The sequence below is a fragment of the Snodgrassella sp. W8158 genome (genome assembly GCF_016100435.1).
Taxonomy (GTDB): domain Bacteria; phylum Pseudomonadota; class Gammaproteobacteria; order Burkholderiales; family Neisseriaceae; genus Snodgrassella; species Snodgrassella alvi.
Genome location: NZ_JACFSM010000004.1, coordinates 95,576 through 108,831, shown reverse-complemented (window position 1 = coordinate 108,831; position 13,256 = coordinate 95,576). Strand labels below are relative to the sequence as shown.

Annotated in this window: 9 protein-coding genes; 8 read left to right on the top strand and 1 reads right to left on the bottom strand. The window is 41.2% G+C overall.

Translation table 11 applies throughout. The annotated features are described in order from the left end of the window. Window positions 1-219 precede the first annotated feature (219 nt). From H3V11_RS09630 to H3V11_RS09610, 5 genes are all read left to right on the top strand, one after another. A complete protein-coding gene (locus H3V11_RS09630; protein WP_084562489.1) occupies window positions 220-996 on the top strand; it encodes a ferredoxin--NADP reductase in 777 nt (258 codons plus the stop codon). A 112-nt stretch (window positions 997-1,108) separates the two neighbouring features. Next, complete coding sequence (locus H3V11_RS09625; protein WP_198211559.1) at window positions 1,109-2,026, top strand: lysine exporter LysO family protein; 918 nt, start codon at window positions 1,109-1,111, stop codon at window positions 2,024-2,026. Window positions 2,027-3,362: 1,336 nt separating this feature from the next. After that, window positions 3,363-4,631: an MFS transporter gene (locus H3V11_RS09620; RefSeq protein ID WP_084549702.1), complete on the top strand. Its 1,269-nt coding sequence runs from the start codon at window positions 3,363-3,365 to the stop codon at window positions 4,629-4,631. 22 nt (window positions 4,632-4,653) lie between these two features. Further along, window positions 4,654-5,478, top strand: coding sequence for an amidohydrolase (locus tag H3V11_RS09615; RefSeq protein WP_198224676.1), 825 nt, complete (start codon window positions 4,654-4,656; stop codon window positions 5,476-5,478). A 275-nt stretch (window positions 5,479-5,753) separates the two neighbouring features. Continuing rightward, complete coding sequence (locus tag H3V11_RS09610; RefSeq protein WP_198224674.1) at window positions 5,754-6,302, top strand: hypothetical protein; 549 nt, start codon at window positions 5,754-5,756, stop codon at window positions 6,300-6,302. A gap of 133 nt (window positions 6,303-6,435) precedes the next feature. On the opposite strand, the gene H3V11_RS09605 is transcribed toward H3V11_RS09610, so the two are convergent. After that, a complete protein-coding gene (locus H3V11_RS09605; protein ID WP_198224672.1) occupies window positions 6,436-7,890 on the bottom strand; it encodes a P-loop NTPase fold protein in 1,455 nt (484 codons plus the stop codon). A 458-nt stretch (window positions 7,891-8,348) separates the two neighbouring features. Between H3V11_RS09605 and uvrB the strand changes: the two genes are divergently transcribed. The 3 genes from uvrB to mqo all read left to right on the top strand — a co-directional run bounded on the left by uvrB (window position 8,349) and on the right by mqo (window position 12,892). Further along, window positions 8,349-10,376: an excinuclease ABC subunit UvrB gene (gene uvrB / locus H3V11_RS09600; protein WP_084585002.1), complete on the top strand. Its 2,028-nt coding sequence runs from the start codon at window positions 8,349-8,351 to the stop codon at window positions 10,374-10,376. A gap of 164 nt (window positions 10,377-10,540) precedes the next feature. After that, on the top strand, window positions 10,541-10,981 hold the full coding sequence (locus H3V11_RS09595; RefSeq protein WP_084564126.1) for a hypothetical protein: 441 nt from the start codon (window positions 10,541-10,543) through the stop codon (window positions 10,979-10,981). 399 nt (window positions 10,982-11,380) lie between these two features. Continuing rightward, window positions 11,381-12,892 (top strand): malate dehydrogenase (quinone), encoded by a 1,512-nt coding sequence (mqo, locus tag H3V11_RS09590; protein ID WP_084550029.1) that lies wholly within the window; start codon window positions 11,381-11,383, stop codon window positions 12,890-12,892. Window positions 12,893-13,256 lie beyond the last annotated feature (364 nt).

Here is a 13,256-nt window from a genome sequence, read left to right as displayed (position 1 = left end):
CTGTTGATATATTTACTGCTGTTTAGATAAAACTGCCTGAAACAGAGTACTTTTATTAAAGTGAATACTCTAAAACCCATTGAACAGCACATCAAATTGTCTTAAAATTCACACCTTACGTCAGCAACCAGAGCATAAAATGTCCCTGAATGGCAACAGAAAGCTGGCGTGTTTTCGGTTTACGCTAATAATACCGCTTTCCTTAACCATGGATAATTAATGGCAGCCTATAACACACAAAAAGTATTGTCTGTACACCACTGGACAGACGCATATTTCACATTTACCTGCACACGGGACGAATCATTACGTTTTCAGAATGGTCAGTTTGTGATGATTGGTCTGATGGTAGACGGTAAACCCCTGATGAGAGCCTACAGTATTGCCAGTGCCAATTGGGAAGAAGAGCTGGCTTTTTTCAGTATTAAAGTACAGGATGGTCCGTTAACCAGCCGCTTACAGCATCTGAAACCGGGTGACGAAGTACTGGTGAGTAAAAAGCCCACCGGTACCCTGATTGTCGGTGACCTTAACCCCGGCAAACATCTGTATCTGCTGTCTACCGGTACCGGTCTGGCACCATTTCTCAGCGTAACCAAAGATCCGGACATCTATGAACAGTTTGAAAAAATTATTCTGATTCACGGCGTGCGCTATAAAAAAGATCTGGCCTATTTTGATCATTTCACCACAGAGTTACCCAATCATGAATATCTGGGTGAATTAGTACGTGAAAAACTGATTTACTATCCGGTGGTTTCCCGGGAAGATTTCATCCATCACGGACGCCTGACTGATTTAATGAAATCGGGTAAACTGTTTACCGACATTGGCTTGCCGCCGATTAATCCTGCTGACGACCGGGCGATGATTTGCGGCAGCCCCGAAATGCTCAGAGACAGCTGTGAAACACTTAATAGTTTTGGTTTGACTATTTCCCCGAAAATGGGGCAGCGTGGTGACTACGTTATCGAACGCGCTTTCGTTGACCAGTAAAACCTGAACGTGTATTTCACAGGCAGCCATTGTCACACAATGTGCTGCCTGTTTTGTACCTGCCTGTAGCTAAACCGTTTATTATCCCTAATTCTGCCGTACACAATTATCCATGCAACATTTAATCTCCCTGCTAATCATCCTGATTCCCTTGTTTATCGGATTTTGCATACCCACGCCGGCACGGGTTGTAAACTGGCTGAATTACGGGCTGGCATGGCTGGTGTATCTGATTTTATTTCTAATAGGATTATCTCTGGCGCAAGAGCCCGATCTGGGCGCACAACTGGCTAATATCAGCTTAACTGTAGCGGTATTATTCGTCTGCCTTATCGCAGCCAACCTCCTGATATTTATCTGGTTTGACCGTCGTTATCCGTGGCGGCTGAACCGGCAGCAGCAAACAGGCCAGTCCGGCAATACCAGTATTATGGGCAGTCTCAAGCAGGTTGGCTGTCTGCTTGCAGGGCTGATCGCCGGCAATTACCTCTCTTTTGACTGGCTGGGCAGCCCGCTGGCTGCTGTTAATAAAGCGCTGATAATTTTACTTTTACTGGTGGGCATGCAGTTGCGCAGCAGCGGCATTACCCTGCATCAGGTATTTCTCAATCGCCGCGGCGTTATCTGTGCCGGATTATTCACACTGGCCAGCCTGCTTGGCGGTTTGCTATTTGCCCTGATTATGCCTGATGTGTCTGTAAGTAAAGGGCTGGCACTTAGCAGCGGTTATGGCTGGTATTCACTTTCCAGCATTATCATGAGTCAGGCTTACGGGGCTGTCTGGGGCAGTATTGCCATGTTTAATGATCTGGCACGCGAATTCTTTGCGCTTATTTTTATTCCCGTACTGATGCGTCGTTATCCTACTACAGCCGTCAGCGTAGGTGGTGCAACCAGTCTGGATTTTACTTTGCCGGTAATACAGTCTTCCGGCGGCATTACTGCTGTACCGGTGGCAATCAGCTTTGGTTTTATTGTTAATATTACTTCGCCAGTATTGATGGTGTTTTTTTCATCACTACAGTTTTAGAGAATAATAATAATTGCTGTTACAGAATTATCCTGAAAATCTTGTATAAAGATTGATATTTGAAAACATAGCTATTTTCTTCCACTGTATATTTGCCCGAAAATAAATAATTATTGAATTCGTATTTAGATAATCACGAAGTAAGAGAAAGTCAGTTTGTATAAAGAAAATAATTATTTTTAAAACCAATACTGGGAAGAGGAGTATTACAGCACATTCTCACAATTAACATTGGTGGGTTTAAATGATTAAAAAATAGAGTGTTTGCTTACTGAAAAATAAAATAAAGGTGCAAATAAAAATATTCTTAGCTGAAATTTCATATTAACTTTAATAAATTATAAAAAATGGAATTCGGTTTCTTAATCTTATCAGGTATGGAAATTGCAGAAATTATTCTGTTTAGTATTCATACACTATATTTATTATCAAATTCAAAACTTTCATCTGTTTTATAGGTAATTTTTGAAAAAAATTTCAGCGGTATTAAAAACCTTAAATTATAGCAATAAATAAAGTAAAATTATTTAATGTTAAAATTAAATTTTTTATGTAAAAATTAATTTGATTAGATATATTGTTTAAAAATATAATCTGATATATGGGTTTGTTTTAATTTAATCAAAGTTTAAACTCAGGGAGAATAAGATGGATTATAAATAAACATCAAGACAAAGATATATATAATTTTTTATAAAAATAAAATAAAAATATATATTGTCTGACCATAAAATGGTTCATTCACCATAATAATCATTTAATATTATTTGCATAAATTGTATGCCAAATAAAATGAATGTTTTAACGCTTGTCAGGGACAACTACGGATAGATATTGGATATTTATTGGTATTTATTTTTAAAAAAATATTATTATTAATATAATATTCTTTATTAAGAATAAATTTTCATAATTTGTTGCTAAAACAAATGTAATAGAAAAAAAGGTGCACAAAATGTACCAATTTTATTAGAATTAAAATAATTTATTAATTAATAACCTTTGTGTGCAATAAAGACTTAAAGATTTGCTTAAAATCAAAACTTTATTGTATATAATTGTAGTTAAATGGAAAAAGATTAATATACTAGTGTATATATCTGGAAAGATAAATCTTGTATATCTTAATGTTTAATAGATTGATTATCAAAAAAAGGGTTATTAATGAAAAATTTTATCTGTTTTATTTTGTTTTGAATAACATTATGTTTTTTTATTGGCTTTAAATGCTATTAAGCGTAAATTAAAGACATAAAGTTTTAAAAGTTAAGTTCTATCTCTGCTGCAAGCACAACAAATTGATCTTCTCTAAATTAGATAAAGAAAGAGAAACTTTATGTTTACGTGGTACCGAGCAGTATCAGGAAATGAAAGAAAAACCTTTTGGGCATGCTTTAGTGGCTGGGCACTCGATGCTCTGGAAACACAGATGTTTGGTTTGGTGATTCCGTCACTACTTGTATATTTTGCTATCAGTAAAGGGGAGGCCGGCTTATTCAGTAGTGCCACACTTGTCACTTCAGCACTGGGTGGCTGGTTTGCAGGAGCTCTTTCAGACCGGTACGGACGCGTTAAAACATTGCAAATTATGATTATATGGTTTGCAATTTTTACATTTCTGGCGGCATTTGTTACCGAATATCACTGGTTGCTGGCGCTGAAAGCTTTACAGGGATTTGGTATTGGCGGTGAATGGGCAGCCGGAGCTGTACTGATGGCAGAAACCATTTCCAGCCAGTATCGCGGCAAAGTGATGGCAACAGTACAAAGTGCATGGGCAGTGGGATGGGGACTGGCCGTTATACTGTTTTCCGTTGTATTCAGTCTGGCTCCGGAAACTTTCGCCTGGCGCATCATGTTTGCAGTTGGTTTATTGCCGGCATTACTGATTTTCTATGTACGCCGGCATGTACAGGAGCCGGTAAAACAAACTAGCGTAGTTTCGAAAAACGAAAACAGCATGCCTATTACCGAAGCACTGTTCGGCATCTTTTCTCCTTCACTGATTCGTACTACTTTACTAGGTGGTTTACTGGGTTTGGGCGCCCATGGCGGTTATCATGCGATCATGTCGTGGCTGCCTACATATCTGAAAGCAGAACGCCACCTTTCTGTGCTCAATTCCAGTGCTTATCTGGCAGTAATCATCATTGCCTTCTGGTGTGGCTGTATGGCCAGTTCAGTTTTAATCGACAAAATTGGCAGGCGTTTTAATGTTGCCTGCTTTGCTATATGTTGTGTGATTACTGTACGTATTTATCTGTTTGTCCCCTTAACCAATACCCAGATGCTGTTTCTGGGTTTTCCGCTGGGATTTTTTGCTGCCGGTATTCCTTCCAGTCTGGGCGCATTATTTAATGAATTGTATCCGCAGAAGTACAGAGGTGCCGGAGTAGGCTTCTGTTATAACTTCGGCCGTATTCTTTCCTCAGTATTTCCATTTCTGGTCGGGCATATGAGTGCTTCAATGTCGCTGGGTTCCGCCATCGGTATAGATGCCAGCTGGGCTTATTCAATCGTGGTCATTAGCGTATTGCTGTTACCGGAAACCAAAGGGCGCAACTTAAGCGAAATTAATCAGGACGGTCAGATATCTGACAAATAGCAGATTGAAAAAGAGGAATAACATGAATCAGGAGTCGGTGGGTATTATAGACAGCCACGCCCATGTTTTTATGCTGGATTTACCGATGGTGTCCGGCCGCCGCTACACACCGGCACAAAATGCGCCGCTCGCTGATTATCTGGCACATCTGGATGCTCATGGCTGCACACATGGCGTATTGATTCAGCCCAGTTTTCTGGGTTATGACAATAGCTTTATGCTTCAGGCTATTGCACAGACTAAACCCCGTCTCAGAGGCGTTGCCTGTGTTGAGCCCTCTATCACAATGCCTGAACTTGCAGCACTGGATAAAGGCGGTATTGTCGGTATACGCCTGAATATTATTGATGGTGTCCAGCCGGATTTACAAACCGGTTCATGGCAAAATCTGCTTGATAAAGTAAAAAAGCTTAACTGGCATGTAGAAGTACATTGCCGCAGTAACAAACTCAGTGACATGATTGCAACACTGCTCAAACAGGATGTGAAAGTGGTGATTGATCATTTCGGCCGGCCTTTGGATTGTCTGCCTGCCCGAGATTATGGTTTTCAGCAGTTACTCGAGTGGGGGCGTAGCGGAATGATATGGTGTAAACTGTCCGGAGCATACCGGATTAGTGCTGCCGCAGCAGAAGGTCATAAATTCTTTGCTTCTGCCATCCCTTTATTAGTAGAAAATCTGGGCAGCCACCGGCTGATGTGGGGCAGTGACTGGCCGCATACCCAATTTGAACAGCAGATTACCCCTGATTATCTGTCTGCACAGCTGAATATGCTGTTGCAGGATAAACAGCTGACACACAATATACTCTGGGATACACCGGCAAAGCTATTCAGATTTATCTAAAAAATGCTGATTTGACTAACTGAAATCACTTAGGTAAGTAATCAGCTCAGTATGCGGAGAAAATGACTTCGGCAGACAAAAAAATATAAAACTTATTTACCATATAAACTATATCTTTAAACATTAATCATTCATTGATATCTTTATGGTGAAGTTATCATGGATTAAGAGAAACAGAATTTAAGTTTTATTGTCCGCTGTTGGCATGGAAGCTTTGGCTTTATCTGACTTGATATATAAAGTTAAAGCAATATCTGATTAACCAGGAAAACCGTATGAACAAACTGCTGCTTACCTCAGTCTTATTTTTTTGTATATCCGCCAGTGCCGCTGCCAAAGAATACAATTATGAAACCAGCGATGTGAATGATCTACCGCCGCAGTGCATTACATTAAAAGCTTTTGTATCCACAGCCAACAATCAGTATGACATGGCTTATAAAGGGCAGAAATCTTTATCTGCTGCCGATAATGTTGTTTCCACCGAAATCAGAGCGGCGTTTCTGAAAGGCACGCCGGAAGAATATCTGAATAATGGCATGCTGCAATATTATAATCTGATAAAAAGAAACGGCCTTGAAAAGGAAATTGCAGAGAACCGGATTTATAATCTGACTGGTTTTATGTCACGTGAGGATTTAATCGATATCGCTAAAAAAATCAAAAATCAGGCCTTAAGCGGTAAACTGGACAGTAAACAGTTCAGACTGAATGATGAAACAGTGATTAATGCCTGTCTTAAAAAAGCAGCCAAACCGCCGGCAGGCAGTGGTGCAGATTATTACAAAGCCATTGATTATTCTAAACGTACACCGAAAAAATAAATATTTAAACCGCCTGTATGGCGGTTTTTTTATTCAAATGTTATTTTTGCCAGCAGTTTTCAATATTTCTGGATATTAATTCTTCATTCGGAAACAGAAGATAAAAAATGTAGATAAGTACCTATCCGGAAAATTAATTAAATTTGAATGAATTAGAAATTTCAATGGCTTTTTTTATGTTTAACACCATTTGTAAATTTATGCTAGGTTTTTCGTATTCATATTCAATTTCAATGTCACTTAGTCTTTCTATTTTATTTTCATCAAAATTAAATTTTCTTACATTTTGCTCAATTTCATCTTCTGATGAATATAAATCATAAATATATGGTGATGTTCTTAACAATAAAAATTCTAATAATTCCAAATAATAATTAGAATTTTTATCATCTGAAGCACAATGTGAATCAATATTTTTTATTGTTTCATCAAGAAAATCACTAAAATTTTTATTACCCAAATTTTTATAAATATCCGGAAATTTTAATTTTAATATAATTAAAAAGATAAATATAATAAGTGTCCAATTTTTTAAACGAATATTAATTTTCGTTCTAATAACGACATTAAAAATATTACAAAGAGCTTCTTGTTCTCTTAAGCTTAATGTGTATTTGTGAACAATATCTACTAAAAATTCACTAGCCGGAACGTTTGTATCTTTTGTTTGAAAATACTTTCCAAGTGAAAATTTATTTATTAAATGAGTAATATATTTTCGATTTGATAGCGGAAGCTGATAATCAAAATCAATAAACCGGCGCAGATAGCCGTTAACATCCAGCCCTTGACCGTACACAGCCCTGATAGAATGGCCGAGCTGAGTTTTATCCGTAGCCAGTACAAAAATAATATTGTCTACGTTAAACAAATGTTTGGCTTTTTCCAGCACCTCAATCGCAAAATCAGGGCGGCAGCGATCCAATTCATCTATAAAAATTACCAACGGCTTTTGTTTATCGCCACCCGTATAGCATTTTGCCAGCTTACTTAATTCTTCTTTAAATTTGCTTAAAGTTTTCCGAGATTCTTCGTATTTTTTAATCTGTTCTTTCACCAGTGATTCCCCCAATGCACTTAAGGTTTTGGATAGTTCATCAGCATTAGTTAAACCACCTGAAATAGCTTTGATACTTAGATTGGCAGCAGAAGGTGCAACAGCTTTAGCAAATTTGGCTGCATATTTATAGATAGGCGCAATGATTTTTTCGGCCTTAGTTTTATCCTGAACTTTTAATTTTTCTATAGATAAACTAATTTCCCCAATCAGCGCAATTAAGGCATCCTCAGTATAATCACTTTCCCATGCGTTAAAATAAATAGTAGTTATATTCCGTTTCTTCAGATACTGCTGCCACATTTTGATAAAGGTGGTTTTACCTTGTCCCCAGCCACCATCAATACACAGTACAATAGACTGTTCAAAGCTGGTAATAAATTGAGTCAGAACGGTGATATTCTCCTCTCTGCCCAGTACATCGTTTTTAAATGGATTATCGGCATCAATTTCGATCGGTTGGCATTTGCTCAGACTAAGTTTACCCATAATATTTTTTCCCCTGTATAGCAATATTCTGCCGGTACTCACCGGTTATTCCGGTTGGTGTAATCAATGATTTGATTATAATGTTTCTAAATGGCTGTAATACAGAAATCAATCTGGAAAAGCGCATAAAAATATCCCTGTTAGCGGGGTTTACAACACAGCCAGACAAGGCGCAGTATGATTACGCCAACCATCTATTGCCTGCTGTCGTTCAACGCAAAACCACCGGCCGGCAGGGCAGGCTCGGCATAATATGCATAATTGGCTGCTGTGGAATATTAACTTTCTGATTAAATAACTGATTTGTTAGAAAACCACCATAAAAAGTAAAGTCTGGCAGCAGCCGGTTTTTCAGCAGGCAGAAGTGATATAAAGCATTATGTTCAAACTTGCTTTTTACCTGTAATGGCCTTATTTATAAGCCAAAACCGCTGCCGGCGGTTTTGGCTGTTTCAGCCGTGATTTTTTGCTGAGTTGAATTTTATTTAGGTTACAAACTTATGGATGTTATTCAGTATCCGGGTAGTGTGTTTAAACTGCACCAGCCATTTCCCCCTGCCGGTGATCAGCCGGCTGCAATCAAAGGATTGCTGGAGGGGCTGGAAGACGGTTTGTCCGGCCAGACTCTGCTCGGCGTTACCGGTTCCGGTAAAACATTCACCATGGCCAATGTGATTGCCCGAAGCGGCCGGCCGGCAATTATCATGGCGCATAACAAAACGCTTGCCGCCCAGTTATATGCGGAAATGCGTGAGTTTTTTCCGGAAAACGCTGTCGAGTATTTTGTTTCCTATTATGATTACTATCAGCCGGAAGCCTATGTCCCCAGCCGAGACCTGTTTATTGAAAAAGATTCGGCCATTAACGAGCATATTGAGCAGATGCGTCTGAGTGCCACCAAAAGCCTGATGCAGCGTCAGGATGTGGTGATTGTGGCAACTGTATCGGCCATTTATGGTATTGGTGACCCTAATGAGTATCACCAGATGATTCTGCACCTGAAAGAAGGGCAGAAAATCGACCAGCGCGATATCATCGCACGTTTGGTAGCCATGCAGTATGAGCGGGGCGATATCGACTTTGCCCGTGGTTCTTTCCGCGTGCGCGGTGATGTGATTGATATTTTCCCCGCGGAAAGCTCTGAGCTGGCTTTGCGTGTCAGTCTGTTTGACGACGAAGTAGACCGTATGCAGCTGTTCGACCCGATATCCGGCAGCCTGCAACAGCGGGTAGGGCGCTATACTGTATTCCCGTCCAGCCACTATGTCACCCCGCGCGAAACCGTATTGCGGGCATGCGAAAACATCAAGCAGGAGCTGGGCGACCGGATTAAATGGTTTACCCATGAAGGACGACTGGTCGAAGCGCAGCGCATTGAACAGCGCACCCGCTTTGATCTGGAAATGCTCTATGAAATGGGTTTTTGCAAAGGTATTGAAAACTACTCACGCCACTTTTCCGGCAAACCGGAAGGAGAGCCGCCGCCTACATTAATGGATTATCTGCCCAAAAATGCACTGATGTTTATCGATGAGAGCCATGTTACCGTCAGCCAGATTGGCGGTATGTACAAGGGCGATGCTTCACGTAAGCAGAATCTGGTGGATTATGGCTTTCGCCTGCCGTCTGCGCGGGATAACCGGCCGTTAAAATTCAATGAATTTGAGCGGGTGATGCCGCAAACCATATTTGTGTCGGCTACACCGGCGAAATATGAAGAAGAACATGCCGGTCAGGTAGTCGAGCAGGTGGTGCGACCCACCGGTCTGGTGGATCCGGAAATCATTATCCGTCCTGTGGCTACACAGGTAGACGACTTACTCTCGGAAATCAATATCCGCCGCGAGCTGGGCGAGCGCGTGCTGGTCACCACGCTAACCAAACGCATGGCCGAACAGCTTACCGATTACTACGCCGAGCTGGGTGTAAAAGTGCGCTATCTGCACAGTGACATTGATACCGTCGAACGGGTAGAAATCATTCGTGACCTGCGTCTGGGATTGTTTGATGTACTGGTAGGCATTAACCTGCTGCGTGAAGGGCTGGATATTCCCGAAGTTTCACTGGTGGCAATTCTGGATGCGGATAAAGAAGGTTTTCTGCGCAGTCACCGCAGCCTGATTCAGACCATAGGTCGCGCTGCACGCAATGTTAACGGTAAAGCTATACTGTATGCCGATAAAATTACCGATTCCATGAAAGCCGCCATAGACGAAACCGAGCGCCGCCGTGCCCGTCAGATATCCTTTAATGCAGAACACGGTATCGTGCCTCAGCAAATTAAAAAACAGGTACGCGACCTGATAGATGGCGTTTACCACGATGAAAACGGCAGCAAAGGGCGAGGTCGCAGCAAACTCAAAGTCGGAGAAATCCATAACGAAGATGATGCTGTTAAAGAAATCGCCAAACTGGAAAAAGCCATGCAGGCTGCTGCACGTGATTTACAGTTTGAAGAGGCAGCACAGATTCGGGACAAAATCCGTGCGATTAAAGAAAATCTGTTATTTGGTGCCAGCGAAGCTTAATCACTGGCTTTTTCTGCACCGGCTGCGGTAAAGTATCTAGTATCATGCCGGAGTAGTCAGAGATACTTAATAACCAGACAGCATACTTGCATACGGCATTGTCAGGTACACTGAATAACACAAGCCGGCTCCTGTTAGCCGGCCGGTCAGAACGGGACAGCATCATGCAGCACAAGCAGATCCATACCCATCATCCATCAGCTTTGGCCAGACTGCCCGCAATTATGCTGCAAACGCTAAGCAGTGTAATCATCACCGCTTTATTCTGTACTATATTATTTTACTGGCGCGCCAATAGTGAACTGCCCTTGATGCAGATCAGCTTACTTAATTTCAATGATATCAAGCTTATTCTTGTACTTATCTGTGGCTGCATGCTTTTTGCGTTAGTCCCTTCACTATTGGCGGCCGTATTCTGCTCTTATTTTATCTGGCGTCTGCCGCGCTTTCTGCTCAGCGCAGCCGCAGCCGCAGCCATTATTGCCTTTTCAGTCGCACTCCTGCAAAACTGGCTATTTAGCTGGCCGCTGGACTGGATACCGATACTGTTTAATGCACTGGCCGCCGCCATCAGTGCGCTGTGTGTAAGCCGTTTGCAACAATAGGCACAGAAAAAATAGCCATAACCGCAGCGGTCATAGCCGGTATAGTTATAATACCCTTGTTATTGATTTGTAAAAATTTGTATAAAAATATATAAAAATTAATTTAAAACAATAAAGATATAATCATTTGCTGTTACTATAAAATAGCATTGTCATGCTAATAAAAAACAATTTTCTTAATAAACAATAAAATAGTTAATAAAAAGCCATAGAGTCTGGTACATACCGTATTTTGCTATTGCTGCCTGTTAGTAAAAGTGCTTAAATTAACCACTTGTTATTGTCAATGATTTAAGTCAAAAACAAGTAAATCACACCAATATTGATTACTCCGTGTGCGAACTTCCAGATAAACATTTAATCAGAGTAGCCTGAAGAGAAGAGAAAAGAGTTTGCGTTATGAAAAACACCAATAGCGATAGCTCAGCAGACGTAGTATTAATCGGCGCCGGCATAATGAGCGCGACACTGGGAACCTTTCTTAAGGGGTTACAGCCAGACTGGCAGATTAATATCTACGAACGTCTCGCTGGAGTGGCTACAGAAAGCTCAGATGCATGGAATAATGCCGGTACCGGTCATTCAGCCCTATGCGAACTCAACTACACCCCTGAGCTGAAAGACGGTACAATCGAAGTATCCAAAGCAATTAAAATTATCGAACAGTTTGAATTGTCCAAACAATTCTGGGCATCACTTGTCGATGCCGGCATGATTGCCAATCCCAGTGAATTTATCCGCAGTGTGCCGCATATGAGCCTTGTACGCGGTGAAACTGATGTTGCTTTTCTGCGTAAACGTTTTGCCGCCTTGCAGCAATACCGCCTGTTTCAGGATATGGTTTATACCGAAGATAAAGAGCAGATTAGCCAGTGGGTGCCGCTCATGATGCAGGGGCGGGATAACAGTGAGCCAATAGCCGTTACCTGGTCGGATCTGGGTACCGATGTCAATTACGGCGCCTTAAGCCGCATCCTGATTAACAACCTCACCAGTCACGGCTGTCAACTGCATCTGCAACACGAAATTATCGACTTGAAACAGCAAGATGGCCGCTGGCACCTGAAAATCAAAGATTTAATTAATCAAACCTGCCAACAAGTATCTGCCCGCTTTGTATTTATCGGCGCAGGTGGCGGCTCCCTCAGACTGCTGCAGAAAAGCCAGATTGAAGCCAGCAAAGGCTACGGCGGCTTTCCCGTATCCGGTCAGTGGCTGGTATGTAAAAATCCCGAAATTGTCAGACAGCATAATGCCAAAGTATATGGCAAAGCATCAGTCGGCGCCCCGCCGATGAGTGTACCGCATCTTGATAAACGGGTTATCGATGGCGAAGATGCATTGCTTTTTGGTCCTTTTGCCGGCTTTACCACCAAATTTCTCAAATGCGGTTCATTTAAAGATCTGTTCCAGACTCTGAATTTTGCCAATATTTGCCCCATGCTCACCGTCGGCGTACATAACTTCGCCCTTGAGCATTACCTGATACAGCAGGTACGATTAAGCTTTACCGACCGCATGCAGGAATTACGTACCTTTTATCCCGAAGCCCGCGATGAAGACTGGCATCTGGCCGTTGCCGGCAATCGCGTACAGGTAATCAAAAAAGATCCGCAAAAAGGTGGCGTGCTGCAATTTGGTACTGAGCTGGTGAAATCTACCGATGGTACACTGGCTGCTCTTTTAGGCGCATCTCCGGGTGCTTCTACTTCCGTATCCATTATGCTTGAATTACTCGAACACTGCTTTGCCGATAAAGTCAGCGGCGAATGGAAGCAAAAACTGCATGAATGGATACCGAGCTATGGTCAGAAACTGGAACAAAACCCCGAGCTGGTACAGCGTATTCGCGACTGGACAATTAAATCGCTTAACTTACATACTCCGCAACAACAAACCATAAACAACTGAACACACACATACTAAAAACCATTATTGCCATAAACTTCCTTACCAAATTCTTGCTGAATTTGGTTTTTTTTGTGTTATTGCTGCAATTTAGAGCATACACGTACCAGTATATAGTGATAGTTTCGTCCGTAATTATTACTGTACTGGTTATACTGTAGTTACTTTCCAACACTATAATTTTAAAATCGCAACTAAAGCATAAAACTGAAAAAAACACTTGCTGTACGGATTAAATTTATTTAGTATAAGTTAAAAGTAAATAACATAGACATACAAAAATATATAATTATAACTAACACTTATAACTATATAGTGCAGTAATAAGCGCCACTTCATTTTTCAAAAATGCGGTGGCGTTTTTTTT